We start from the raw sequence: 25,680 nt of genomic DNA, 5'->3' as shown, positions 1-25,680 counted from the left end.
AAAAGATTGCACGTATTAGAGGTTCACCCGTGGCCAGACCGGAACTCGGCTTGAAGCGTCAATGCATGAGCTGCGGCGCCAAGTTCTATGACCTCGACAACGATCCGCCGACCTGCCCGAAATGCGGGACGATCTATCAAGTGGCGGCGGCCTCCGGTCGCGCCGCTCCCGCCCTGGCGGCCCGCGCCGCCGCCGTCCCGGCCGACGACGACGAGGATACGGACGCCGAGAAGGGTGGTCCGGAGATCGTCTCCCTGGATGAGGTCGAAGCGGCCGAGGACGATGCCGATACCACGACCGAGGACGTGGATGGCGACAGCAACGACGATGCCGACGACACCTTCCTGGAGGAAGAGGACACCGGCGACGACGACGTCGCGGACCTGATCGACAGCGACATCGAGAACGACGAGGAAAGCTGAGTCTCGTCCGACGACCGCCGAAGCCCCGCCGCGAAAAAAGTTTGCCGGCGGGGCACAAAGGGGGTTGAGGCGGCGGACAAGCCCCAGTACATCACCGCCATCGACGGCGGCCAACGTGGCCGGCGACGACGAAGACCACCCCGTGTGTTCCAGACGCCGGTGTGTTGAGAGTGGGGCCTTAGCTCAGCTGGGAGAGCGCTTCCATGGCATGGAAGAGGTCATCGGTTCGATCCCGTTAGGCTCCACCAATCTCGCCCGTCCCACCGGGCTGCTGAACGCCCCGATCATTCTTCCAACGCGCCGACATCCGATGGGTGGGTCGCCTTGATCTTTCCTGGCTGGTTGCGGGATCGCGCCTGTTGGCGTGAGCCGGCGCGACGCACCGGCTGCGCGGCGCATCACAACGGCACCGGACGGTGACGCGGCAGGAAAGCGCCGCGGACGCGAAATAGGGGTTGAGGCGCGGCCCGACCGCCAGTATACACCGCCATCGCCGGCGCGGTTCAGACCCTGCCCGTGCGAACGACCACCCCGTGTGTTCCAGACGCCGGGGTGTTGAGAGTGGGGCCTTAGCTCAGCTGGGAGAGCGCTTCCATGGCATGGAAGAGGTCATCGGTTCGATCCCGTTAGGCTCCACCAAATCTTCCTTCTTCGACATGATGCTCTTCGTGATGGGTGCGCGCTTCGACATGGACGGGCGCCGTCCGGCTGCGTATGGCACAGCGCAGGGGCAGCACGGGTAAGGCGGGCGCGGTGGCCACGGCACGGCGTTCTGTCATGGGATGGGACGTGGTTCGGTGTTCATGGCGACGTTCCCTCCTGGTGAAGCGGCCCCGGCCCGGTCCGCGTCGGCCGATCTGAAGGTTCTCTGCGACCGCCTGCTGGCCGGTCCGAGCGCCACCCGGGTTCTCGAGGACTGGTCCCGCGAACGCGGCCTCGCGCCCGCCTCCGGCCTCGTGGCCCACGCCGTCGCGGGCCCGGATCGCCCCGCGAGCCCCGCCATGCGCGCGCGCCTGAAGGTGCCGCCGGACGCCCTCGTGCGCTATCGCCGGGTGCGCCTCGCGTGCGGAGCGCTCGTCCTGTCGGAGGCCGACAACTGGTACGTTCCGGACCGGCTGACCCGCGACATGAACCGGATGCTGGAAACGAGCGAAGTGCCGTTCGGCCGCGTCGTCCACGCCCTGGCGCCTTCCCGGCAGACCCTCGCCCTGCGCCTCCTGCCGGGTGCCGGCAGGCCGGAATCGGTAGGCCCGGACGATCCCCTCTTCGCGATCGAGGCGCTCCTGCTTCGCCAGGATGGCTTGCCGCTGTGCGAGGTCGCGGAGATCTACGCGGGCGCCGTCCTGGGCCGGGCGCTGCCCTGAGCGAGGCGCTATCCTGAGAAAGGGTGAGCCTCAGCCTCCATCGCTGGCGGTGTGGAACCGCAACGCTCTGGAAAGCCGGGATCGGGCACGCTATGGCCTTCGCCCCGATCACCTGGGGGATGAGGGACATTCGATATGACGACCAGAGGGTGGATCTGGCAGCGCGCCGGTTGGGCGGCGGCCGTGACGCTGATGCTCGGCGGCACCGCGCTGGCGCAGCCGGGACGGGACCCGACCGGGCTCTGGCTCACGGAGACCGGCGGTTCGAAGGTGCGGATCAGCCGGTGCGGCAACGGCTATTGCGGCGTGCTGGCCGGCGTCTCCGGTCCGGGCCTCGACGCGCAGAACCCGGATCCGTCGCTGCGCTCCCGCAGCCTCGTCGGCGTGCAGATCATGAACACCCGGACGGCGGCGGGCAGCGGCTTCGAGGGAACGCTCTACAACCCGAAGGACGGCAAGACCTACGCCGGCACCATGACCATCAAGAGCCCGGACGTGATCGAGGTCTCGGGTTGTGTCATGAGCGTCTTCTGCAAGAGCCAGACCTGGAAACGCGCGAACTGAGCGCTCCCACCCGGTCGGCCCCGGCCCCCAGGCGCGTGGGGCCGGCGTCCGCTGCGATCAGGCCGTGAGCGCGGACCGGATCGCCGCGATGGCAGCTTCGGCACCGGCGCCCTCCGGGCCCCCGGCCTGGGCCATGTCGCGGCGTCCCCCGCCGCCCTTGCCGCCGAGATGCCCGGCGCCGGCCCGGACCAGGGCCACGGCGTCGTAGCGCTCCGTCAGGTCCGGGGTCACGCCGACCACGAGGCCGGCCTTGCCATCCGGAGCGACGCCCACGATGGCGACGATGCCGGAGCCCAGGCGGGTCTTGCCCTCGTCGGCGAGGCTCTTGAGGTCGCGCATCTCGACGCCCTCGACCACCCGCGCCATGACCTTCACGCCGCCGATCTCGACGATCCCGTCGTCGCCGGCGCTGCCGCCGCCGCCCATGGCGAGCTTCTTGCGGGCCTCGGTCAGATCACGTTCGAGCCGCCGACGATCCTCCAGCAGCGCCGCGAGCCGATCCGGCACGTCGGTGGCCGACGCCTTGAGGAGGCCGGCGACCTGCGCCAGGGTCCGGCTCTCCTCGGCACGGTAGCGGCGCGCCGCCCCCGCCGTCAGGGCCTCGATGCGGCGGACGCCGGCGCCGACCGCGCTCTCGCCCACCACCGAGACCTGCCCGATGTCACCGGTGCGGCCCGCATGGGTGCCGCCGCAGAGTTCCACCGAGAACGCCTTGGTGCGTCCGCCCTCGCCGGCGATCGGCGCGCCCATCGAGACGACCCGCACCTCGTCGCCGTATTTCTCGCCGAACAGCGCGCGCGCACCGGATTCGATGGCCTCGTCCACCGCCATGAGCTTGGTCACCACGGGGGTGTTCTGCAACAGGACCGCGTTGGCGATGTCCTCGACGGCGCGGATCTCGGCCTCGTCCATCGGCTTCGGATGGCTGAAATCGAAGCGCAGGCGGTCGGCCGAAACCAGCGATCCCTTCTGGGCGACGTGATCGCCCAGGACCTGGCGCAGGGCCTCGTGCAGCAGGTGCGTGGCCGAGTGGTTGGCGCGGATGGCTCCCCGGCGCCCGTGGTCGACGGCCAGCTCCACGGGCTGGTTCGGCGACAGGCTGCCCGCGTCGACCGTGACGTGGTGGACGAACAGGTCGCCCAGCTTCTTCTCCGTCGCCGTCACCCGCGCCTTCAGGCCCGCGCCCGTGAGGGTGCCGGTGTCGCCGACCTGACCGCCCGACTCGGCGTAGAACGGTGTCTGATTGACGAGGACGAGGCCGGTCTCGCCGGCCTTCAAGGTCTCGGTCTCGGCGCCGTCGCGCAGGAGGGCGGTGACGATGCCCTCGGCGCTCTCGGTCTCGTAGCCGAGGAATTCGGTGGCGCCGACGCGTTCCTTGAGGCCGTACCAGACCGTTTCGGTGGCGGCCTCGCCGGAGCCCGTCCAGGCGGCGCGCGCCGCCTTGCGCTGGCGCTCCATCGCCTGCCCGAAGGCGTCCGTGTCGACGCCGATGCCGCGCGCCTTCAGGGCGTCCTGCGTCAGGTCGAGGGGGAAGCCGTAGGTGTCGTAGAGGGTGAAGGCGGTCTCGCCGGAGAGGTTCTGGCCGGCACCGAGGGTCCGGCTCTCGGCATCGAGGATCGCCAGGCCGCGCTCCAGGGTGCGGCGGAACCGGGTTTCCTCCAGGCGCAGGGTCTCGCCGATCAGGCCCTCGGCGCGGGTGAGTTCGGGATAGGCCTGGCCCATCTCGCGCAGCAGCGTCGGCACCAGGCGGTACATCATCGGCTCGCGCGAGCCGAGCAGCTCCGCATGGCGCATGGCGCGACGCATGATGCGGCGCAGGACGTAGCCGCGGCCCTCGTTGCCCGGCAGCACGCCATCCGCCACCAGGAAGGAGGCGGCGCGCAGGTGGTCGGCGATGACCCGGTAGGAAGCGACGGTGCCGGGCTCGGGCGGACGGCCGACGGCGTGGGCCACCGCATCGATGAGCGCCCGGAACAGATCGGTGTCGTAGTTGCTCTTCACGCCCTGGAGGATCGCCGCCATGCGCTCCAGGCCGAGGCCCGTGTCGATGGACGGGCGCGGCAGGGCGAGGCGGTTGCCCGGCTCGACCTGCTCGTACTGCATGAACACGAGGTTCCAGAACTCGAGGAAGCGGTCGCCGTCCTCGTCCGGCGAGCCGGGCGGGCCGCCCTTGAGGTCCGGACCCTGGTCGATGAAGATCTCCGAGCAGGGGCCGCACGGGCCGGTATCGCCCATCTGCCAGAAGTTGTCGGAGGTGCCGATCCGGATGATGCGGTCGTCCGAGAACCCGGCGATCTTGCGCCAGAGCCCGGCGGCCTCGTCGTCGTCGGCGTAGACCGTCACCAGGAGCCGGTCCTTGGACAGGCCGAACTCCCGCGTGATCAGGTTCCAAGCCAGCTCGATCGCCCGCGGCTTGAAGTAGTCGCCGAACGAGAAATTGCCGAGCATCTCGAAGAAGGTGTGGTGCCGGGCGGTGTAGCCGACATTGTCGAGGTCGTTGTGCTTGCCGCCGGCGCGGACGCATTTCTGGGCCGTCGTCGCGCGGTCGTAGGGGCGCTTCTCGATGCCGGTGAAGACGTTCTTGAACTGCACCATGCCGGCATTGGTGAACATCAGCGTCGGGTCGTTGCGCGGCACCAGCGACGAGGACGGCACCACTTCGTGGCCCTCTTTCGCGAAGTAGTCGAGGAAGGTCGACCGGATCTCGTTGACGCCGCTCATCGCATCACAACTCTGTCGTAGGGTGCCGCCGGCATGCCGACGCGCCGGAATGCTCCGGTGCGCGGGATGCTGCGCGCCGAACACCCCGTGTCCGGGGGCTCCGCCGCGCAGGCGCACTCATAAGGAGCGTTCCGGCGCAAGTCACGACCGGGTTTCGTTTTTGCCCAGGGCCGAGCTAGGAACACGTCTTCGCTGATCTCAGGGACATCGTTTTATGCCGGTCGAAATCCGCCTTCTCGCCTGGTCCTGCCTGCTCGGGCTGGTCCACATCATCGCCGCTTCCGCCAGCGGCGTGCAGCAGCGCGGCGGGCTCGCCTGGGCCTCCGGCAACCGCGAGGGCAAGACTCCCGAGGTGACGGGCGCGGCGAGCCGCCTCGAGAAGGCGTCGAAGAACTTCTTCGAGACCTTTCCGATCTTCGCCGCCCTGGTCCTCGCCTGCGTGGCGACCGGCCGCCACAACACCGCGGTGGTGCTCGGAGCGTATCTCTACTTCTTCGCCCGGCTGGTCTACCTGCCGGTCTACGGCTTCGGCATTCCGAAGGTCCGGTCCCTGATCTGGTTCGTCTCCATCATCGGCATCCTGTTCATCCTCTGGGGCCTGTTCATCAAGCTCCTGCCCTACACCCCCTAAGGCCGCCGCCGATCCGCAACTCGGACTCTTGCCGGCCCGTCTGCGAGGCTCATATCGTCGGGGCAACCGCCCCGACCATGCGGGCGGAGTTCGGGAGAACATCCATGCGAACGGTCCTCACCGCGACGCTGCTGGCCGGCTGTGCCGGGCTGGCGCTCTCCGCCGGCGCCCTGGCGCAGGGCGCTTCCTCGGCCGACACGAAAACCAAGGCCGACGCGCTGGAAAAGCTGACCGGCATGCAGACCACGGGAACCGCGGAGGCGCCGGAAATTCCTCAGACCGGCCGGCGCGCCGACGCGCTGCGCCGGACCCTCTCCAAGATCAAGCTGCCCGAGGGCTTCAAGATCGACCTCTACGCCGTGGTGCCGGATGCACGCTCGATCGCGGTCGGCCCCAATGCCGGCGTGCTGTTCGTCGGCACCCGCAAGAGCAAGGTCTACACGGTCACCGACCGCGACAAGGACCGCGTCGCCGACGAGGTTCGGGCCTTCGCCCCGGGCATCGACTTCAAGATCCCCAACGGCGTCTGCTTCTCGAAGGACGGCGTCCTCACCATCGTCGAGCAGAACCGCGTGCTGTCGTTCCCGGCGGCGGAGTTCTTCTACGAGAGCCCGGACGTGGCGGCCGGCATCCTGGTCAAGCAGGGCGAGCTGATCCCGGCGTCCGAGGAGAGCTACAACCACACGGCCCGGATGTGCAGCGTCGGACCGGACGGCAAGACCTACATCTCGCTCGGTCAGCCCTACAACGTGCCGCCGGCCGCCAAGCGCGACCTCTACGCGCGGACGGGCATCGGCGGCATCATCCGCATGGAGGCGGACGGCAAGAACCGCGAGGTCTACGCCACCGGCATCCGCAACTCCGTCGGGATGGATTTCAACCCGGCCGACAAGGCCCTGTGGTTCACCGACAATCAGGTCGACGGCATGGGCGACGATACCCCGCCCGGTGAGCTGAACCGCATCGCCAAGGCGGGCGAGAATTTCGGCTTCCCGTGGTTCGGCGGCGGGCATGTCCGCACCGTCGAGTACAAGGACGAGACGCCGCCGACGGACGCGGTGTTTCCGCAGGCCGAACTGCCGCCGCACGCCGCCGATCTCGGCATGACCTTCTACACCGGCCGCCAGTTCCCGGATTCCTACAAGGGCGGCCTCTTCACCGCCGAGCACGGCTCCTGGAACCGGACCCAGCCGATCGGAGCCCGGATCATGTTCGTGCCGCTCGACAAGGACGGCAAGGCCGGGACGCCCAAGCCCTTCGCCGAGGGCTGGCTGACGGCGGACGGTGAATATCTCGGCCGTCCCGCCGACGTCGCTGTCCTGCTCGACGGCTCGCTCCTCGTCGCCGACGACACGGCGGGGGCGATCTACCGCATCTCGTACGAGGGCCAGTGACGATGGCCCGCCCCGGCCTAGGCGCGGCCCTGTTCGGCCTCCTCGCATCGGTCCTGCTCCCGGCGGCGGCGCAGGCGGGCGATGCCAAGGCCGGGCGCAAGGCCGCCATCGCCTGTCAGACCTGCCATGGCCTCGATGGGGTCTCGAAGCTGCCCGAGGCGCCGAATCTCTCGGGTCAGGTCGAGCCCTACCTGGTCAAGGCGCTGACGGAATATCGGGACGGTGTCCGGCGCAACGCGATCATGAACGTGGTCGCCAAGCCGCTCAGCGACACCGAGATCGCCGATCTGGCCGCCTATTATGCGGCGATCCAGGTCGACGTTCTTCCCCCCGGATAGGCCTTACGGGGTTCGATGGTGGCTTCATTCAGAGGGCTGGTTGCTGGCGAGCACGGGGTCTCTGTCCCGCACGGATATGGCATTCCCCCGTCTCAAAGGGCGTTGCAGGTGGGGGTGGTCGGCCGACCCGCGTGCTGCGAAGGCTGGCGGAGCCACCCCCACTTCGAACCTCCCCCTACAAGGGGGAGAGGGACGCCACTGCTTGCGAAAACGGGTGGGTGAACACCGTCGCCCATACGGGAGCGAGGGTCTTTTCCAACCGACCGGTCAGGTTTGAGAACGAGAAAGGCCGCCGGACGAAGTCCGGCGGCCTTTCGCTGATCCAGACGGCCTCCGCGGGAACGGCGGAGGCGTTGATCTCAGGCTTCGCCCTCGTCGAGGTCGTCCTCGGTCGGCTTGGCGTTTTCGAGGATCTTCTCGGCCACCAGTCCGGAATTCTGGCGGATCGAGGCTTCGATCTTGTTGGCGATCTCGGGGTTGTCGCGCAGGAACCCCTTCGAGTTCTCACGACCCTGGCCGAGGCGCTGGCTGGCATAGGAGAACCACGCGCCGGACTTCTCGACGATGCCCGCCTTGACCCCGAGGTCGATCAACTCGCCGACCTTCGAGACGCCCTCGCCGAACATGATGTCGAACTCGACCTGCTTGAAGGGCGGCGCGACCTTGTTCTTCACGACCTTGACGCGAACCTGGTTGCCGATCGCCTCGTCCCGATCCTTCAGGGTCGAGATCCGGCGGATGTCCAGGCGCACCGAGGCGTAGAACTTCAGGGCGTTGCCGCCCGTGGTGGTCTCGGGGCTGCCATACATCACGCCGATCTTCATGCGGATCTGGTTGATGAAGATGACCATGCATTTCGAACGCGAGATCGAGCCCGTGAGCTTGCGCAGGGCCTGGCTCATCAGACGGGCCTGAAGGCCGGGCTGCGAATCGCCCATCTCGCCCTCGATCTCGGCGCGCGGCGTCAGGGCCGCCACCGAATCGACCACCAGCACGTCGATGGCACCGGAGCGCACCAGCGTATCGGTGATCTCCAGGGCCTGCTCGCCGGTATCGGGCTGCGAGATCAGGAGATCGTCGAGCTGCACGCCGAGCTTGCGCGCATAGACCGGATCGAGGGCGTGCTCGGCATCGACGAAGGCGCAGACGCCGCCCTTCTTCTGAGCCTCCGCGATGGTGTGCAGGGCCAGGGTGGTCTTGCCGGAGGATTCCGGCCCGTAGATCTCGATGACGCGGCCGCGCGGCAATCCGCCGACGCCGAGCGCGATGTCCAACCCGATGGAGCCGGTGGAGACCACCTCCACTTCCTGGACCTTGTCGTTCTTGCCAAGGCGCATGATCGAGCCTTTGCCGAAGGCCCGCTCGATCTGCGACAGAGCGGCGTCGATCGCCTTCGCCTTGTCCTTATCCACCATCGGGGAATCCACAACTTTCAGCGCGGGCTGGGCCATTCGTCGGCATCCTTATGCATGGGGGAGGTGCAAGGCTCAATGCGCCCCGGTTGCCGATTATGTACCTGTTTTGTTCTCACGGAACAAGGGCGGCGATGCAGATTCCCTGGACTCCGGTCCAGGAATCTGCGTCGCCGCCGGCTCAGCGCGCGATGATCTCCTTCACCGTCTCGACGAGCTGCTTCAGGCTGAAGGGCTTGGGCAGGAAGTTGAAATCCTCGCCGTCGGGAAGGTTCTTGCGGAAGGCGTCCTCGGCATAGCCCGAGACGAAGATGACCTTGAGGTCGGGCGATTGCTTGCGCAGTTCGCGCAACAGGGTCGGCCCGTCCATCTCGGGCATCACCACGTCGGACACCACGAGGTCGATGGTCTCGGTGGTCTCGGCGATGATCCGCAGGGCATCGAGGCCGGAGGCGGCCTCCAGCACGGTGTAGCCCCGCGCCGACAGGGCACGGCTGTTGACCGCGCGCACCGGGTCCTCGTCCTCCACCAGCAGGATCACGCCCTGCCCGGTATGGTCCGGCGCGGGCTTGCGCGGCGCGGGCTTCTCGGCCTCGGCCCGGCTCGACGTCACCTTGAGTCGGTCGGCCGCGATGGCGGCGGTCGTCTGCGGGCTCGGGGGTGCCAGGGCGATCTCGGGCTCGGGCGCCGGCTCGGCGGCGGGCTCGTGGCGCGGGAAGGAGATGCGGAAGGCGGTCCCCTCCCCCACCGTGGAGCGCACGTCGATGGTGCCGCCGCTCTGTTTGACGATGCCGAACACGGTCGAGAGCCCGAGGCCGGTGCCCTTGCCGATCTCCTTGGTGGTGAAGAACGGCTCGAAGATCTTCTCCATGACGTCGGGCGGGATGCCCTGCCCGGTGTCGAGCACCTCGATCAGGACATGGTCGCCGGTCGGCATCCCGTCCCGGTTCTCCGTGGGGACGGCGTCGTGCGCGATGTTGGCGGTGCGGATGAGGAGGCGGCCGCCCTCCGGCATCGCGTCGCGGGCGTTGACCGCGAGGTTGACGATGACCTGCTCGAACTGATTGACGTCGGCCTTGATCGGCCAGATGTCCCGTCCGTGCTTGAGGTCGAGGTCGACCCGCTCGCCGAGCAGGCGCTTGAGCAGCAGGGTCAGGTCGGACAGCGCCTCGCCGACATTCATCACCTCCGGGCGCAGGGTCTGGCGCCGCGAGAAGGCGAGCAGCTGACGCACCAGGCTGGCGGCCCGGTTGGCGTTCTGCTTGATCTGCATGATGTCCTGGAAGGCCGGATCTGTCGGCCGGTGGCTCGCCAGCAGCAGATCCGAGTAGCCGATGATGGCCTGGAGCACGTTGTTGAAATCATGCGCGATGCCGCCGGCGAGCTGGCCCACCGTGTCCATCTTCTGAGCCTGGGCCACCTGCTGCTCGAGCTGGCGCTGGGCCGTGGTGTCGAGGGCGTAGAGGATCACGCGCTCGCGGTCGCCCTGGTCGGCCTCGGCGCCGTCGCGGCCGACCGCGGCCGGTTCGCCACCCGCCGGGCTCAGCCACACCCGGGCCGAGCGGTTGCCCGGTCCCGACAGGGCGATCTCGATCGGCAGCACCTCGGCGAGGCCGGCGGCGGCCTTGCTCAGGGCCGCTTCGAGGGCCGCGCGATCGCGCTCGGCCACGGCCTCCCACATCGTCGGCTCGCCGTGCAGGTCGTTGCGTCCATCGGGCAGCGCCTGGCGCGGCACGCCGCCGAACAGCCGCGCGAACGAGGCGTTGGCCCGGGCGATGTGGCCGCTCTGGTCGAGGGTCGCGATGGCGATGGGGCTGTTGTTGAGGAAGCGGGCGAGGCGCACCTCGGCCACGCGCTGCGGCTCGTCGCTCTCGGCGCCGGCCGAGCGGTTGAGCACGAAGGTGCGGGACGGGCCCGGCCGCCCGTCCTGGCCGAACGCGACGCGATGGTACAGGCGCGTCGGCAGCGGATGGCCGTTGCGGCGGCGCAGATCGAGGTCGAAGCGATCGGTGCGGACCTCCCCGGGCAGGCCCTCGGAGGCGGTGAGGACATCGGCGCCGGGCGCGATCTCGGCGAGGCGGAGCCCGCCGGAGCCGACCGTGGCGAGATCGTAGCCGAGCCAGGCGGCCAGGGTCGCGTTCATGTAGACGATCGAACCGGCGGGATCGATCGACAGGAAGCCGGCGGGGGCGTGATCGAGGTAGTCGATTGCGTGCTGGAGTTCCTGGAAGACGTTCTCCTGGCGCTCGCGCTCGTGGGTGATGTCGCTGACGGTCCAGAGGGTGGCGGCCCGGCGCGGACGCTCGACCGGGCGCACGCTGATGCGGAACCACGCGAAGGCCCGCTCGGCGGCGCTGCCCGGTGGCGGCGCCATCCGGATCTCCTCGGCGTGCCCGAGGCCGTCGCGGGAGGCCTGGGCTAGGCGGTAGACGGCCTCCGACACCTCGGGCGAGCCGACGAAGACCCGCTCCACCGGCCGCAGGCTGGCGACGGTCTCGCCGCCCGCGAGGCGCAGGTAGGATTCGTTGGCGTAGATCAGGCGGCCGCCCTCCTCCACCACGATGGCGCCATCCGGCGCCGCATCGACGATCGCCTTGGTGATGTCGTCGCGGGTGGTCTGGCCGGCGAACTGGATCGCGCCGATCGCCAGGGCGAACAGGCAGAACACCCCCGCCATGGCGAGCAGCGCCAGCAGGCCGAGGATGAGCGGCTGGGCCTGGTCGCTGGCGACGAAGGACAGGCCGACCGCCGCGCCGACCAGCAAACCGGCGAGCACCAGCAGCAGCCCGACGCGCCCCGGCCGCTCGGAGCGATCGATCGCGTTCGACGCGGGCTTTCCGTGTCCGCTGAACTCAACCATCCGCCGCCGATCCACCCCTGAAGCCATTCCGGTTAGCGCCCTGCTTCCGTTCGCAGCAAGGGCCAACCGGCGCAAGTCGCCGCGAATTCTCGCGAAAGACGGTGCATAAAGGGTGGCGGGCGCGCGCGCCAATCGTCACGCGGCTCTCCTTTACGCCGCGCGCCGGCGCAGGCGCATGACGTAGCCGATGACCTCGGCCACCGCACGGTAATGCTCGGCCGGGATTTCCTCGTCGATCTCCACGGTGGCGTGCAGCGCGCGCGCGAGCGGCGGGTTCTCGAGGATCGGGACGTCGTGGTCCTTGGCCACCGCGCGGATCTTGAGCGCCAGCGAATCCACGCCCTTGGCGACGCAGACCGGCGCCGCCATGCCGGCCTCGTAGCGCAGCGCGACCGCGTAGTGGGTCGGGTTCGTGACGATGACGGTGGCGGTGGGCACGGCGGCCATCATGCGCTTCTTCACGCGCTGGGCACGGAGCTGCTTCAAGCGGCCCTTCACCTCGGGGCTGCCCTCGCTCTCCTTGTGCTCCTGCTTCATCTCCTCCTTCGACATGCGCAGGCGCTGGCGCCAGCGGAAGCGCTGGTAGACGGCGTCGCCGAGGGCGATGGCCACGAACACCGCGAGCATGCCCGCCATCATCTTCAGGGCGAGGGTAAGAATTCCGGCCAGGACGGCACTCGGGTCGAGGCGCGCGAACACCTCCATCCGGTCGCGCTCGCCCCACAGGATGGTGCCGGCGACGACCCCGACCATGCCGAGCTTGGCAAGCCCTTTCACGAACTGGAACAGGGCTTCCATGCCGAAGACGCGCTTGACGCCGGCCATCGGCGAGACCCGATCCCATTTCGGGCCGAGCGCCTCGGTGCTGAAGACGAAGGGGTGCTGGATCATGCCCGCCGCCAGGCCCGCGACCACGACGAGACCCACTGGTATACACAGGGCCTGCGCGCAGATGATCAGCGTGCGCAATCCCATCTCGGTATAGGCCGTCGGGTCCGACGGCACCATGTGGGCGTTCATCAGGAACCCGCGCATGCTCGCCACCATATCCTTGGCGATCATGCCCGACACCATCAGCAGGGCCATGGTGAAGGCCGCCAGGATGAAGAAGGTGTTGATCTCCGGGCTGTTCGGGACGTTGCCCTGCTCGATCGCCTTCTCGATGCGCCGCGGAGTCGGGTCTTCGGTCTTGTCTTCCGGATCGGAATCGTCGGCCACGGCTCAGGACTCCGTGCTGCGCGTCAGCGCCCGGCGAGGTCTGCCAAGTAACGCCCGATATCGTCGAGGAAGACACCCATCATCACGCCGAGGCTGCCAAGCAGCAGAAGCATCCCGATGAGGACCGAGGCCGGAACGGCGACGAAGAACACCTGCATCTGCGGCATCAGCCGCGCCAAGACTCCGAGCCCGACATTGAACAGGATGCCGAAGGCGATGAACGGGGCCGAGATCTGGACGCCGAGCGCGAAGCCGCGCGCGATCGCCTTGAGTGCGAGGCTCGCCGCCTCGCCCATACTGGGCAGGCCGGTCGGCGGCAGCAGGACGTAGCTGCGTCCGATCCCGTCCAGGGCGATGTGGTGCAGATCGGTGGCGAGGATCAGCGTCACGCCGAGAAGGGCGAGGAAATTGCCGATCGCCGCCTGCTGCCCGCCCTGGGTCGGATCGACCGTCATGGCATACGACAATCCGAGCTGCTGCGACACGATCATGCCGGCCGTCTGCAGGGAGGCGAGGACCATCCGAACCGTCAGCCCGAGCACCAGCCCGATCAGCAATTCGCCGATCAGGAGCGTGATCAAGTCCGGCCCCGCGATGGCGCCGCCCTGCATCGGCAGAAGCGGCCGCACGGTCGGGAACAGGATGAGCGAAAGCAGCAGCGCGAAGGCGAGTCGCAGGCGCGGGGAGATGAGTTGTTCGCCGACCCCCGGCATCAGCATCACCAGGGTGCCGATCCGCGCGAAGGTGACCAGGAAGGACGCGGCGATGCCCGGCAGGAGGAGATTCATGCCCCGTCATAACAGGCTTCAGCCGCCGGAAACGATGCGGGCCGCGATGCGGGTCATGTAGCTGCCGAGGGCGTCGCCCATGAAGGGCAGCATCAGCAGAAGCGTCGCGAACACCGCCACGATCTTCGGAACGTAGATCAGGGTCTGCTCCTGGATCTGCGTCAGGGCCTGTAGCAGGGACACGACGAGACCGACTACGAGGGCGACCAGCATGATCGGCCCCGCAACCTTGAGGAAGACGAAGATGCCGTCGCGGGCGACGTCGATGATGGCGAGACCGGTCATGGGAGGAATGTCATCTTGCGTCTGGGGTAAAGTGCTCGATTCAAAGGGAAAAGAGATGTCCGACCCGTTGCCCTAGATCTGCATCCGCATGATTTCCTCATAAGCCGAGATCACGCGATCGCGGACGGCCACGAGCGTCTGGAGGGCGGTTTCACTCTCGGCCACTGCCGTCACGACGTCGACGACGTTCGCCTTGCCGCCCGCCACCGCCAGGGCCTGAGTATCGGCCTTGCGGCCCGCCTCACCGATGGAGTCGAGGGTGGAGGTCAGCAGCGAGGTGAAGTTCGATCCCGTTGCGCCCGTGGGCGACGCGATCTTGGGAGCGCCCTTGGCCCCGATGTTCTGGATTGCCGAATAAGCCCCGGCGGCAAAAGCGTTGGTCGTCATGGGATGGGGCTTTCAGTGAAGATCGGGGATGGGATCAGGCCTTGAGAATTTCCAGGGTCTTGGCGACCATCCGGCGGGTGGCCGTCACCATGTTGAGATTGGCCTCGTAGGAGCGCTGGGCCTCGCGCATATCCATGTTCTCGATCAGCCCGTTGACGTTGGGCATCGCCACCTCGCCCTGGGCATTGGCGCTGGGGTTGCCCGGGTCGTACTTGGTCCGGAACGGCGAGGTATCGCGACGGACCCGTCCCTGCTCGATCAGCGCCGCGCCGGTCTCGCGATCGACCTGCTGGGTGAAGGTCGCGATCTTGCGTCGGTATGGCTGCCCGCCGACCGTGCTGGGGGCGGAATCCGCGTTGGCGATGTTCTCGGCGATGATGCGCATCCGGCTCGACTGAGCCTTGAGCCCCGAGGCGGCAGTGGTGAGCGATTTCAGGAAATCCATGACAAGCTCCGACAAGAGATCGATGGCCGCTCAGCGCTTGCCGATGGCGATTTTGAGGGTGTCGATGCTCTTCTGGTAGAGCGAAGCCGCCATCTGGTAGTCGGCTTGGTTGTCGCCAGCCTTCATCATCTCGTCCTCGAGATTGACGCCGTTGCCGTTGGGACGGATCTCGAACTCCTTGACGCGCCGGGGATCGGCGCCGGGGCCATCCGGCCCCCCGCCGGGCGCGATATGGGCGACGTTCGTGATCGCCAGGCTGTTGCTCGTCGTAGACCCCGACGGTTGCGCCAGGACGGGGCCGGTTCGACCGAGATTCGGGTCAGCCAGATCACGCGGCTTGAACCCGGGGAGATCGACATTGGCGACGTTCTCCGCCAGAAGTTTCTGGCGGCTCTGGTGCCACTGCATGCGTGTGCGCAACATGCCGAGAACTGGAAGGTCGGTGATGGACATGGGTGAAACCCCCCCCTCACCCGGAAGACTCTGCCCGGTAGGACCGGCAGAATTTGCCACTGCTATGGTTAATGCACCGTTAAAAATCGAACCGTCTGCTCTCTAAAGCGTACGGCGCCTACGGTTTCCGCTCCGTCGGCTGCCGAACCTGCGGACAGTCGGCCGGAGGTGGGCCATTGGGATTGAGCGGTGCACAGGCCGCTGGCGCGCCGCCGCCGCGGGCATCTTCGCTGGGGTGCCGCAAAGCGCCCCGGCTCCAGAGGAGCCCGAGGGTGACCGCTGCCGCGAGAAAAAGCGCAATGGCCAGGAAGGAGATCCAACGCGGGACAGTCATCGCGTCATCCTCAATCAGTGTGTGCTCAATCCGTGTTTGCTCGATCGGTGATTGTCTGACGGTCGCGCCAGAGGGCGTAGGGATGCTCGGCCACGGCGACGGGCTGGTGCTCGACGCGCATCGGCTGTTCCGCCAAGGGCTGGCAGAGTTCCGCATAGATGCCCGCACCGATCAGGCCGTAACGCTCGCCCTCCTCCGCGCTAAAGGCGAAGAAGGCCTGGGTGATTCCAGCCAGACGCATGGCCGCGTGACACATCGGGCAGGGTCGTCCGCTCGCGTAGACGATGCAGCCGTCGAGCTTCGTGCGTCCCAGGGTTCGGCTGACTTCCCGGATCGCCACCATCTCGGCGTGATCGGTCGGATCTTGGGTGATCGCCGTCGTGTTGACCGCCCGCGACAGCACTTCGCCGTCCCGTACGATCACGGCGCCATAGGGCCGGCCGCCCTGAAGGACGTTGTCACGGGCCAGCGCGACGGCGTCGCGGAGATGGTGCTGGTGGTGGTCATCCGCAGGCGTCACGTCGATCCTCGCTCGAGTCTGTGCCGTAGCAACGCGCCGAGCTCGTCAACGGGTCCCGTTTCGAGACCGTGGCGCAAATGCACGTTGAAGCGCGGCTAACCGCACCTGCTTCAGAACGCACTCAAGCCGCGTTGCGTATCGGCTTCGTCGTGTGGACACGGCATGCCCTGCCAGCCCGTGATCAGATCGGGCGGCAGGGCACCTGACCTCTCCTAAATGCTTCTCACTGCTACGGGTCCGGGAAGCTGAAAAGGAGCTGTTAACGAAGTCTTAACGTTGTTGCCCGCGCCGCTGCCGCGCATGATACTGGTCCCTCTAGTGTTGCGTCGGGCCACGAGCCCCTAAAAGCGAGAGACCCCGGTCTTGCCATCGTTCTTCAGCTCGGAAGGCTCGTTCCCTCTCCAGTTCGCGATCATTTTCGCCGTGATCTTCGTGATCCTGGCGGCCGTCGTGTTCGTGATCCGGCGCCTCGGCGGCAAGGGAATGCCCTTGTCGGACAAGAACTCGGCACGGGGACGCCAGCCGCGGCTCGGCATTGTCGACATCTACGAATTGGATCGTCAGCGTCAGCTCATCCTCCTCCGACGCGACAACGTCGAGCACCTCCTGCTTGTCGGTGGTCCGAACGACGTGGTGATCGAACGCAACATCCTGCGGGGCATCAGCGCTCGCCTGCCGCCCGAGGAGCCAGCGTTCGACGAGGCGCCCGAGCCGACACTGAATCCGCTGCCCGAACCCTCGATCGCCCACCAGACGCAACCGGCTCCTGCCCCCGCGTACCAGCCGATCGCGCCCTATCGCGAGCCAACCTTCGAGATGCCGGTGGTGGTCTCTGCGCCGGTGCCAGGCTCCGACGCCCCGCCCCGGACGGTCGGTCGGCCGCTCGGTGCCCTCGGGCATTCCGAACCGGTCACCGAGCCCCTCACCCCAGAGGTCCCTGTCTCGGAGATTTCCGCTCCTGAGGCTCCGCTCCCTGATCCGGGCCTGACAGCACGGCCGCGGGAATCTCAGCTGGCGCGCGTGATCAGGCGGACGCCGCCGTCGATCGCGAATCTCGTCCCGGCCGGTCTTGCCGAGCGGGTCGGCTTTCCGGGAACGCCCGAGCAGGCAAGCCCCCGTGCTCCGGTTGCTCCCCCCGCAGCTCCTCCGCCGGCACCCGTCTCATCGGCTCCGGCGACGCGCGGCATCGATGCGGCGATCCTGTCCGATATGGCGCGGCAGCTGGAAGAGGCGTTGCGCCGTCCGTCCGCGGCGGTCCGTCCGGCCATGCCGGTCCAGCCTGCGCCCATTCCACCGGCCGAGGCCGAAGCCGGCATGACCGCGGGCGAACGCGAACCAGCGCCACACGGCGTAAGGCCGGTCTCGATCGATCCGATCGCAGCCGCCATGGCTGCAACGGCGCGGGGCCCGGCCCCGACGGAACCCGCGGCGTCCGAAGCGTCCGCCGGTCAGGATCTCTTCTTCGCCGACATGGTCGAGGCCATCGCGACCGATCGTACGGCAGGCGACCAGCCTGCGTCCGCCACGGACACGTCTTCCGGGTCTTCGGCCGGCGAGTCTGAGTCCACCCCGTTAGAGAGCGTCAACAGTCCCGAGCGCGAGAATATCCCCGAGCCCGTCCGGGAGCGCGATTCTGATGAGGCGCGTGAGGCTGTCCAAGAAATCCAGCCTGTCCAAGAAGATCAGCCTGTCCGAGAAAATCAGCCTGTCCGAGATACCCCGCCGGTCCAGGAGCCCGAGCCCAGCGAGGACTCGACGGCGGTCGTCCACGAGGTCGTTGCGGACGCGCCGAAGCCCACGGACAATCCTCTCGGATCGACGGCAAACCAGACGGACGACCAGCCTCCCCTCGTCGCGCCCGTAACACCGGCGCCGAAGCCGACGAAGGCAGCGCCAACACCGAATCCGTTTTCCGTGGAAGAGATCGAGGCCGAGTTCGCGCGCCTTCTCGGTCGGCCGCTCGATCGGAAGTCGTAGGTCAGGCCTCGCGGGGATGCGCGCGGGAGTCCGGGTGCTATGAGAAGCGCGCGGCAACGCTGCGTCGCACCACCCGGAACCCCTATGATCATCGAGCCCCGACCCTCCCTGCCAAGGCGCCTGCGCCGCCCAATCCTGATCGGCGCGGGTCTGGCGTTGAGTACCGCGGCTGCGCAGGCTCAGAGCCTGTCGGTCGATCTCGGCACCGGGGGCGTGACCGAACGCGCGCTGCAGCTCGTCGCACTCCTTACCGTCCTCGCCCTGGCGCCGTCCGTGCTGGTGATGGCGACGTCGTTCACCCGGATCATCGTGGTGCTGTCGATCCTGCGGTCGGCGCTCGGAACCCAGAGCGCACCGCCGAATGCCGTGGTTACCAGCTTGGCCCTGTTCCTGACGGCCTTCGTGATGGCCCCGGTCGGACGGGAGGCCTACCGAAACGGCATCGAGCCGCTGATCGCCGGACAGATCACCCAGAGCGTCGCGTTCGAGCGCGCTTCGGCGCCCTTCAAAACTTTCATGCTCAGGAACGTGCGGGAGAAGGACCTGAAGCTCTTCCTCGACATGGCCAAGGCGCCGGTGCCCGCCGGGCCCGAGGCGGTCGGCCTGGAAGTGGTGACGCCAGCCTTCATGATCTCCGAACTGCGCCGCGCCTTCGAGATCGGCTTTCTGCTGTTCATTCCCTTTCTCATCATCGACCTCGTCGTCGCATCAATTCTGATGGCGGTCGGCATGATGATGGTGCCGCCCGCAACGGTGGCGCTTCCGTTCAAGCTGATCTTCTTCGTCCTGGTCGATGGATGGACCCTCGTCGCCGGTTCGTTGGTGCAGAGCTACGGGACCTGACGGGCCGCGATCTCGGCCCGAACGAGCCGGACATGAAAAAGGGCGCCCGAGGGCGCCCCTGTCCGACATCCGCCCTGCGTGACCGGTCAGCGCTCGAGATAGCTTTTCAGGGTCGAAATCCGGTTGCCGACGAGCCGCACGGCGCGCTTCAGGCGATCTTCGGAGACCCCGAGGCGCGATGCGATCGAGCTGCGCTGCTGGCTGTCATAGATGTCGAGGTGGGTCTTGCCGGTATTGGTGTCGAGCGGTTCCGTGTACATGGTAGGCCTCTGATGTGCCGGGCTGGAACGTGCGCCGCACTGATCGATGCGATTGGATTCAGAACGTCGCCGCACCGCGTTTGTTGCGCGACGCTGAATTGAAATCCGCGAATCTGATCAGACTTTTACGAAGCGCTTCGCCGGCGCCCCGGCGAGGCGTTCCCGTTCAGCCCGGCGGTGGCGCGCTCGCCTGTGCATCCGCCCTCGCATCGGTGTCACGCTTGCTCGGCGTCGGGACGGCACTGTCCGGATAGCGCTTGCGGTATTCCGAGAGGAACGCCTGCAGCGTCTCGGCGCTGGTGGCTTTCTGGGCGATCTCCCGGAAGCCGGGCGTGCGCACGGCGTTCGCCTGAGTGAGCAGCGCGAAGGTGCGGGCGTCGCCGCTCTCGGCCATCGCATCGGCGAATTTTCCGCGCAAGCGTTCCATGTCGAGGGTTTCGCCGGCAAGCCCGTAGGCGATTGCGGCCCGCAGGATGTCGGTCCGCGCCGCGTCCTCCAGGGGAACACGCCGCCGCCAGGCGTCGCCGACCAGTCCCTCGTGGGCCTCACCGGCCTCGCGCCAGCGCCGGCCGGTCCAGAGGATGTCCGCTCGCAAGCGCTCGGCGTCCGCGCCGGTCTCGCCCTCAATGGTCTCCAGGGCGAGATCGGTGCGGGACAGGTCTGACAGCGCGCGTGCGCGCAGGAGTGCTCGGGCGCGGCGAAGATCCTCCGGCAGTTCCGGCAAGTAGGTGTTGTCCAGCGTCTGCAGGGCCTGCAACGGCTTGTCATCCATCAGACGGATCGCGGCCAGACGCGTCGCCACCCCCGCGCGGCTCGCGCCCGTGAGGCGGCGATCGACCTGATGCTGCAAGAGTTCGCCGGCGGAATCCAGCAGGTCGAGCTCGACCAGACGGTCCGCCAGGCGGCGCACGATCTCGTCGCCGCGCCGGCCCATCGGGGCGAAATCCTTGAAATCGAAATACAGCGCCAGGGCCTCCACGCCCGAGAGCTTCGGGCTGCGCTCGCCGAGGAAGAGATCGTCGAACAGATTCTGCGCGGTGTCGTGGACCTCCCGGACCAGGGGGGAATCCGAGCCGAGGGCATCGGCCCGTCGCGCGGTCATCAGGGCTTGGCGCCACCGGCCGGCCTCGATGTAGAGCTTCGTGAGGCCGGACAAGGTTTTCGGCTCGAGATCGCCGCCGTGCCAAGACAGCGACAGGGTTTCGAGACGCTCGATCGCATCGGCGACCGGGATCTTGCCTGAGGCGTGCCCCAGCAGCGTCGCGCGCAGACGGGCGGCTGCAGCGGTCTGCGCCTCGGTGCTGTCGCTCAGCCGGTCATAGGCGTCGAGGGCCGCCACGGTCTGACCCGTGACCTCGTCGATCCGCGCTCGCAGCAGCGCGAGGCGTTCCCGAGTCGGGTGATCGGCGGCGCGGGTGGCCGCGATGATCTGCCGATTGGCGGCATCCCAGTCGCCCGTCTCGATCGCGGCTTCGGTTGCGGCCGTGCGCAACAGCGCCTGAAGGTCGTCGGGGTAGCGATCGAGCACGCTCGCGGTCGCGCGGAACGATGTGTTGGCGGCGCTCCAACGACCCTCCAGCGATTCGAGGTAGCCTTGCCACGCTCGCGCCTCGGGATCGTTGCGCAGGATCTCGGCGGCGAGGTGCGTGCGCATGTCGCCCGTGCGCCCCAGCAGGGCATCGGCGATTACCGTCAGCATCGGGATGTCGCGCTGGCCGGCCAGAACGGGGTCGTCGGCGAAGGCGGTTTTCAGAACGCCCAGGGCCTCGATCGCCAGACGGTTGGCCAGCATCGTGCGGGCCAGCACCATTCGCAGAGGGCCGCGCGCCGCGCGCGGCGCTTCCGCTATGGCCTGCATCTGCGCGTTGAGAACCTCGCGGATGTCGCCGCGCTGGGACGCTTCCCATGGGGTCCGATCGACGGCGAGGTCGCTCAACGTCGCGAGCGGAGCCTCGTCCTGGCGTGCCACCCCGGAGACCGCCATGCCGCTGTCGCGCGAGATTGCGACACCGTCGAGATCAGGGCGCACGAGAAGATCATCGGCCTGCGCCAGCACCGCGACGCCCTGGCGGCTCGGCAACAGTTCGAAATCGACGAAGACTTGGCGCTTCGGGATTCCGGCCGGCTTCGGACCTTGGCCGGTGACGACAGCGATGCGCTCGCCGTCGAGGTTGAGCCAGGACGCGACGCCGGGATGGGGGAGCCGGATGCCGACGCCGATCCGGCCGGCCGCGTCGGTGACGCGGACGGCCGAGAGCGCGACGCTCGCCGCCAAGTTCTCACCCGCCACGAGCTCCCAGCCGGTGGGTGCTTCTGCGGGACCAACGGGCACAAGATCGAGCAGCCGATCACGCGGGACCGGAAACCGTAGGAGGACGACGCGTCCGGTTCGCGTCGGTGGCCCGAGCGGCGTGAGCAGCGGATCGCCGCTCGGAACGACCACCGGTTCCGTGGTTTCGAAGACCAGATGGGCGATGCCGGCGCGCTCGAACAGGGCCGCGGGCGGCCGGGTACGGAAGGGAAACACGAGGCCTGGACCGGCGGGTCTCTGAATCGCAGTTTGAACTGGCTCGGGCGGATGCTGCCCAAGCGCTTCCGTCATTGGCGACGAGGGTATCGCAGAGGTGCGTTCCGGCTTCGTATCGGTTGGCTTCAAGTCGGCCGGCTTGGCGTCGCTCGGCTTGGCGTCCATCGGTTTGGCGTCGGCCCGGGCGGACGGCTTCGCGTCAGGGTCCGCCGCGCCAACATCCTGCGGCGGCGATCCGGCGGCGGCTGCGGACATCGCTTTGGGATCGGTCGCCTTCCGTGCGACGTCGATCGTCGCCCCGTCCTCATCGTGGAAGGTTCTGATTTCAAAGCCCGCCGCCGGAGTGACGAGGAGACGCGCGCCGGCCACGCCGTTCTCCACCGACAGCGCGGCGATCGCCGGCTTCAGACGCCCGCGCGTCGCGATGTCGTCGATCCGCCAAGCGCCTGGGAGAACGAGACGGGTCGCTCCACCGACCGCATCGAATTCGAGGGGCGCCGATGCCGGCATGCGCAGGCTCAGACGCGTGAGCGTCGACAGGTGGGCGAGTTCGAGGCGCAGAGGCGTCGGTTCGGTGGGGGGCTTGGCTGCGCGAAGGGCCGCCTCGGCCGCCTGAGTTCGGCGAAACAGTTCGGCGATCACATCGGACGGCAGGGGCGGCGGCAGACCGCTCCAATCCTGCGGCAGGAGATCGACGAAGACGGTCTCGCCGGCCTGCTGCACATTGACCCGATAGGGCCTCTGGAGTGCGAGCCGCAAACCCGTGCCGTCCGGATCGCGCCGAACCGCCGAGACGAAGTCCGGCATCTCGGAAGCGATCCGCTCCGGACCGGTGCTGGCTTTCTCGGAAAAAGTCAGGACCAGCACGGAGCCGGAGACACGCGCTTTCACGGAGACGACGCCGTCGAAGTTCAGGACGATCCGTCCGTAACGTTCGATCTGGGCCCCCTTGACGGCCGTGAGTCGCGCAGCGGAGGCGGCTGTCGCCCCCCACAGGGTGGCTGCCGCGACTGATATCGCGGCGAGGCCGGTCCGAAGCCGACGCCGTTGTGTCGCGATATCGGCGCCGAGTGCCATCGCAGTTTTCACCAAACCTAAAGGGACGAACCCGCTCGCTACCGAGCCGTTTCGCCGAACGCCGCACCAGTGAGGCATCCTCCCTCTTCGGGGCTAACGGGCGCTTAAGACCCCCGGTCGCTTTGTTCGAACTCCTAACGTTTGACAATTAAATCCGGTATCGTCCGGCCTTTGGGACCGAAATTCTCCGTCGCACGGGCGCAGTTGGCGGCGATATCCTTGCTGTAGACCTCCGTATAAGCTTGAGCGCGAATCCGCAGTTCGCCGCTTGCGAGATCGTCGTACGCGACGCCGAGACCGGAGACGACGGCCTTGAAGCGCTCGGTGTTCGGCCTGACGTCCGGGCAGGACGCCACCACGAACGCCAGCAGGCCGGCGAGCTTGGCGGCACTGTTTTTCTGTTGCTCGGCCTTGGCTTCCGCCGCCGTCGGTGGAGGACCGGGCGGCCTTTCGGGGGGCGATGCGTCCTGTGCGCTGGCGTGACCCGTCAGGACGCCGACCACGACCAGGGCCGTCAAGCTTCGCGTCAGCGCAGCCGATCTCGTCATAGGTGTCTCCTCGAGCGTCCGCCCTGATGCCAGATCCCATCGCAGGTCCGGCACGTGGTTTTTCTTCGAAGTTCGATCCTGCGGTCCGCTTCCATCTCGAGAGCGATGGCGTCGCTGGCTCGAAGCAAGGGTGGGACACAGGAGGTGCGCACAGTCCCGCTGGAGTGCTCGCTCGCTTGCCGATTAGCCTGCCAGGGCGGCGGCGCGCGCCAGGGCATTCGCGAACCCTTCGAGCGGGACCGTGATGACGACCGGCTCCTTGGCATCCGGCTTCGTGGCCGAAACCAGCAGGTTCTTGGCCGTCTTCATCGTGTCGGTGGCCAGCGTCGGCAGGCTGACCGGCACCAGGCAGCCTTCCTGGCTGCAGGACATGAATGGGGCACCCTTGCCCAGCACGGCCTCGTCGAGCTTGAACGATACGCCCGGCTCGATGGCCAGACCGAGCGGCATCAGGATGAAGCCCTGAGCCCGTCCGTCGCTGGGCGGCCGGATCTCCAGAGCGAATTCACGACGGCCCTTCGCCCCCTGCGCTTGCATGACGGCGCATTCGACCTTCGTGTCGGCCTTCGCACAGGTCACGGTCCAATCTCCGTAGACCTCGCTCACGGAACTCGCACCACTCGGCCACCCCGCAACGGCCGCAGGAGTGGCGGCGGGCGTGGGCGCTGCCGCCTTGGTGGGCGCAGGCTTGGCAGGCGTCGCCCTCCGGGGCTTCGGTTTGACGGGAGCCTCCGCCGGCTCCGATGCGGTCGGTGCGGCCGCATCCTGCGCGACGACGGGCCCCGCCACGAACAGCGCGAGGCTCATCACGGCAAGGGAACGGATCAAGCTGCTGGACGACACGTAGTTGGCTCCCCCGAAACCACGCGGTGGATATCTGTTCCGTCCGCGAACCCTGCCCCTAGTCGGGCGCGGCGCAGCGCGCAATGGAGCGCGGCATCACGCCGTGGACGGAGCCTCCGATTCGTCATTTCATCGGCGCGGTGCGGGAGACCCCGGCGCGTCGATCGCCGGAAGCTCGTTGGCGCCGAGCCCCAAGGCGACGGTGGGCGCCGTCACGCCGCCCTGGCCGCGCGCACGGTTGGCGAGCGCAACCGTCAGCTTCTCGGCAGGTTCGGACTGCATGAGGGCAAGCACCTCGGCCATCTTGCGGGGATTCATTGCGAGGACGATGGGCACGAGAATGTCGAGGCCGAGCCTGTCGAACACCCGTGCGGCATCCTTCGGCTTCATCGTCTCGTACATCGTGACGATGTTCTTCAGGGCGACCCTCTCGGCTTCGGCCCGCTGGGCACTGTTGCCGTCTGCCTTGTCCTCGCCCTGCTTCAGCGAATCGACGCCCTCCTCCAGCTTGCGTTCGGCCTTGCCGATCAACTGCTCGCGCAGGTCCAGGGCATCGCCGCGTTGCTTGAGGGTATCCCGCCGTGTGGCCAGACGCTCGAGAATGGCGCGTTCGGAAGCGGGCATCGCCTCCGGCGGTGGTGGCGGCCGCACGGCGGGTTTCTCGGGCTCCGGAGCTGGTTTCTCCGGCTCCTTCGGCGTGACCGATCCGGTGGTCGCAGGGTCGGCCGGCTCATAGTTGGTTCGAGCCTTGGCGAGAACACGCGCAAAATCCGGCATCGGCGCACCGGGCTGCAGGGTCGATTCCTCAACGGTAATCGCTGCGAGCTTGAGCACCAGCAATCCGACGGCTGCCAGGGTCACGGCATCGATCAGGCGCAGCTTGATGGGCCGCTGTTGGCGGAGCCGCACCAAGCGGCTCGGTTTCTGGGTGCGAGCCGGAATCGTCACGCGGCTTTGCTCCTCAGGCGGCCCAGGGCGCGCTCGGACATGGCGAGAGCAGCGGCAGCGGCGACGCCGAGGCGCTCACCGTTGGGACTTGTCGGCCCGGCCGGGGCGATGCGGACGGGGGCGACCACGCGCTCCATGTCGCGCGGCTCCTGCGTCGGTGGCGCGGCGGCGCGGACAATCTCTCGTCCCGGGGCAGCCTGCGCGACGATCGACGCGATGCGGGCGATGACCGTCTCGCCGGCCTCGACATGGGCCGCGAGATCCGTGGCGTAACGCTCGGCGGTTCCGAGCCGGTCAGCCAGGGTCCGGTCGCACTCGTCGAGCGTTGCGCGCAGGCCCACGATAGCGCGCTCGGCGGTGGAACTCGCCATGACGAGGTCGCCGATGGTCTGGCGAAGCGCCGCCTCGTCGGCCTTCAGCTTGGTGATGCGTCCGCTGAGCCGCATCGACGAAACGATGCTGGCAACCAGGAGGACGGCGACGAGAATGTCGGCGGCGAGTGTGACGAGGAGGCTCATGGT

Annotated in this window: 24 protein-coding genes and 2 tRNA genes; 10 read left to right on the top strand and 16 right to left on the bottom strand. The window is 68.0% G+C overall.

The genetic code is table 11. The features are described from left to right. Positions 1-29: 29 nt before the first annotated feature. The 5 genes from ACV7NL_RS11935 to ACV7NL_RS11915 all read left to right on the top strand — a co-directional run bounded on the left by ACV7NL_RS11935 (position 30) and on the right by ACV7NL_RS11915 (position 2,350). Complete coding sequence (locus ACV7NL_RS11935) at positions 30-422, top strand: TIGR02300 family protein (protein WP_082503635.1); 393 nt, start codon at positions 30-32, stop codon at positions 420-422. A 172-nt stretch (positions 423-594) separates the two neighbouring features. Beyond that, positions 595-670 (top strand) — tRNA-Ala (locus ACV7NL_RS11930). A gap of 315 nt (positions 671-985) precedes the next feature. Next, a tRNA-Ala gene (locus tag ACV7NL_RS11925) sits at positions 986-1,061 on the top strand. Between the two features lie 164 nt (positions 1,062-1,225). After that, positions 1,226-1,786 (top strand): hypothetical protein, encoded by a 561-nt coding sequence (locus ACV7NL_RS11920; protein WP_463355782.1) that lies wholly within the window; start codon positions 1,226-1,228, stop codon positions 1,784-1,786. Positions 1,787-1,921: 135 nt separating this feature from the next. Beyond that, positions 1,922-2,350, top strand: coding sequence for a DUF2147 domain-containing protein (locus ACV7NL_RS11915; protein WP_463355781.1), 429 nt, complete (start codon positions 1,922-1,924; stop codon positions 2,348-2,350). Positions 2,351-2,407: 57 nt separating this feature from the next. On the opposite strand, the gene alaS is transcribed toward ACV7NL_RS11915, so the two are convergent. Continuing rightward, positions 2,408-5,071: an alanine--tRNA ligase gene (gene alaS / locus ACV7NL_RS11910; protein WP_463355780.1), complete on the bottom strand. Its 2,664-nt coding sequence runs from the start codon at positions 5,069-5,071 to the stop codon at positions 2,408-2,410. A gap of 214 nt (positions 5,072-5,285) precedes the next feature. Here alaS and ACV7NL_RS11905 point away from each other — a divergent pair, with 214 nt between their 5' ends. The 3 genes from ACV7NL_RS11905 (at position 5,286) to ACV7NL_RS11895 (ending at position 7,434) form a co-directional block, all read left to right on the top strand. Beyond that, positions 5,286-5,702, top strand: a complete 417-nt coding sequence (locus ACV7NL_RS11905) for an MAPEG family protein (protein WP_056186178.1) — start codon at positions 5,286-5,288, stop codon at positions 5,700-5,702. A gap of 104 nt (positions 5,703-5,806) precedes the next feature. Then, a complete protein-coding gene (locus ACV7NL_RS11900; RefSeq protein WP_463355779.1) occupies positions 5,807-7,096 on the top strand; it encodes a PQQ-dependent sugar dehydrogenase in 1,290 nt (429 codons plus the stop codon). A gap of 2 nt (positions 7,097-7,098) precedes the next feature. Further along, a complete protein-coding gene (locus ACV7NL_RS11895; RefSeq protein WP_056186184.1) occupies positions 7,099-7,434 on the top strand; it encodes a c-type cytochrome in 336 nt (111 codons plus the stop codon). A 359-nt stretch (positions 7,435-7,793) separates the two neighbouring features. On the opposite strand, the gene recA is transcribed toward ACV7NL_RS11895, so the two are convergent. The 9 genes from recA to ACV7NL_RS11850 all read right to left on the bottom strand — a co-directional run bounded on the left by recA (position 7,794) and on the right by ACV7NL_RS11850 (position 16,136). Next, positions 7,794-8,885, bottom strand: a complete 1,092-nt coding sequence (recA, locus tag ACV7NL_RS11890; protein WP_056186188.1) for a recombinase RecA — start codon at positions 8,883-8,885, stop codon at positions 7,794-7,796. 142 nt (positions 8,886-9,027) lie between these two features. Continuing rightward, positions 9,028-11,706, bottom strand: coding sequence for a cell cycle histidine kinase CckA (gene cckA, locus ACV7NL_RS11885; protein WP_056186191.1), 2,679 nt, complete (start codon positions 11,704-11,706; stop codon positions 9,028-9,030). Positions 11,707-11,856: 150 nt separating this feature from the next. Then, positions 11,857-12,924, bottom strand: coding sequence for a flagellar biosynthesis protein FlhB (gene flhB / locus ACV7NL_RS11880; RefSeq protein ID WP_056186194.1), 1,068 nt, complete (start codon positions 12,922-12,924; stop codon positions 11,857-11,859). A gap of 23 nt (positions 12,925-12,947) precedes the next feature. Continuing rightward, positions 12,948-13,712 carry a flagellar biosynthetic protein FliR gene (fliR, locus tag ACV7NL_RS11875; RefSeq protein WP_056186196.1) on the bottom strand — a complete coding sequence of 255 codons (765 nt, stop codon included), beginning with the start codon at positions 13,710-13,712 and terminating at the stop codon, positions 12,948-12,950. Positions 13,713-13,730: 18 nt separating this feature from the next. Next, complete coding sequence (fliQ, locus tag ACV7NL_RS11870) at positions 13,731-13,997, bottom strand: flagellar biosynthesis protein FliQ (RefSeq protein WP_056186199.1); 267 nt, start codon at positions 13,995-13,997, stop codon at positions 13,731-13,733. A 72-nt stretch (positions 13,998-14,069) separates the two neighbouring features. Then, positions 14,070-14,384, bottom strand: coding sequence for a flagellar hook-basal body complex protein FliE (gene fliE / locus ACV7NL_RS11865; RefSeq protein WP_056479675.1), 315 nt, complete (start codon positions 14,382-14,384; stop codon positions 14,070-14,072). Positions 14,385-14,418: 34 nt separating this feature from the next. Beyond that, positions 14,419-14,829 (bottom strand): flagellar basal body rod protein FlgC, encoded by a 411-nt coding sequence (gene flgC, locus ACV7NL_RS11860; RefSeq protein ID WP_056186205.1) that lies wholly within the window; start codon positions 14,827-14,829, stop codon positions 14,419-14,421. Between the two features lie 30 nt (positions 14,830-14,859). Next, positions 14,860-15,282: a flagellar basal body rod protein FlgB gene (flgB, locus tag ACV7NL_RS11855; protein WP_056186208.1), complete on the bottom strand. Its 423-nt coding sequence runs from the start codon at positions 15,280-15,282 to the stop codon at positions 14,860-14,862. 359 nt (positions 15,283-15,641) lie between these two features. Further along, the gene (locus tag ACV7NL_RS11850) at positions 15,642-16,136 is read right to left on the bottom strand and encodes a nucleoside deaminase (RefSeq protein ID WP_463355778.1); all 495 of its coding nucleotides are present in this window, start codon (positions 16,134-16,136) and stop codon (positions 15,642-15,644) included. Positions 16,137-16,499: 363 nt separating this feature from the next. On the opposite strand from ACV7NL_RS11850, the gene ACV7NL_RS11845 reads away from it, so the two are divergent. Both ACV7NL_RS11845 and fliP read left to right on the top strand, forming a co-directional pair. Next, positions 16,500-18,113, top strand: coding sequence for a hypothetical protein (locus ACV7NL_RS11845; RefSeq protein WP_463355777.1), 1,614 nt, complete (start codon positions 16,500-16,502; stop codon positions 18,111-18,113). A gap of 84 nt (positions 18,114-18,197) precedes the next feature. Continuing rightward, positions 18,198-18,956: a flagellar type III secretion system pore protein FliP gene (fliP, locus tag ACV7NL_RS11840; protein ID WP_463355776.1), complete on the top strand. Its 759-nt coding sequence runs from the start codon at positions 18,198-18,200 to the stop codon at positions 18,954-18,956. A gap of 86 nt (positions 18,957-19,042) precedes the next feature. Here fliP and ACV7NL_RS11835 read toward each other — a convergent pair whose 3' ends face one another. The 6 genes from ACV7NL_RS11835 to ACV7NL_RS11810 all read right to left on the bottom strand — a co-directional run bounded on the left by ACV7NL_RS11835 (position 19,043) and on the right by ACV7NL_RS11810 (position 25,677). Beyond that, the gene (locus ACV7NL_RS11835; RefSeq protein ID WP_082503634.1) at positions 19,043-19,216 is read right to left on the bottom strand and encodes a DUF3606 domain-containing protein; all 174 of its coding nucleotides are present in this window, start codon (positions 19,214-19,216) and stop codon (positions 19,043-19,045) included. A gap of 166 nt (positions 19,217-19,382) precedes the next feature. Further along, positions 19,383-22,820: a hypothetical protein gene (locus tag ACV7NL_RS11830; RefSeq protein ID WP_463355775.1), complete on the bottom strand. Its 3,438-nt coding sequence runs from the start codon at positions 22,818-22,820 to the stop codon at positions 19,383-19,385. 134 nt (positions 22,821-22,954) lie between these two features. After that, complete coding sequence (locus ACV7NL_RS11825) at positions 22,955-23,338, bottom strand: hypothetical protein (protein WP_463355774.1); 384 nt, start codon at positions 23,336-23,338, stop codon at positions 22,955-22,957. A 213-nt stretch (positions 23,339-23,551) separates the two neighbouring features. Further along, a complete protein-coding gene (locus ACV7NL_RS11820) occupies positions 23,552-24,175 on the bottom strand; it encodes an invasion associated locus B family protein (RefSeq protein ID WP_463357111.1) in 624 nt (207 codons plus the stop codon). A gap of 165 nt (positions 24,176-24,340) precedes the next feature. Next, on the bottom strand, positions 24,341-25,159 hold the full coding sequence (locus tag ACV7NL_RS11815) for a MotE family protein (protein WP_463355773.1): 819 nt from the start codon (positions 25,157-25,159) through the stop codon (positions 24,341-24,343). Next, positions 25,156-25,677 carry a DUF6468 domain-containing protein gene (locus tag ACV7NL_RS11810; protein WP_463355772.1) on the bottom strand — a complete coding sequence of 174 codons (522 nt, stop codon included), beginning with the start codon at positions 25,675-25,677 and terminating at the stop codon, positions 25,156-25,158. The genes ACV7NL_RS11815 and ACV7NL_RS11810 overlap by 4 nt, the downstream gene beginning before the upstream one ends. Positions 25,678-25,680 lie beyond the last annotated feature (3 nt).

It is taken from the genome of Methylobacterium sp. Ger2507 (assembly GCF_055231875.1).
The sequence above is the reverse complement of the archived record's forward strand: the minus strand, read 5'-3'. Positions and strand labels throughout refer to the sequence as shown.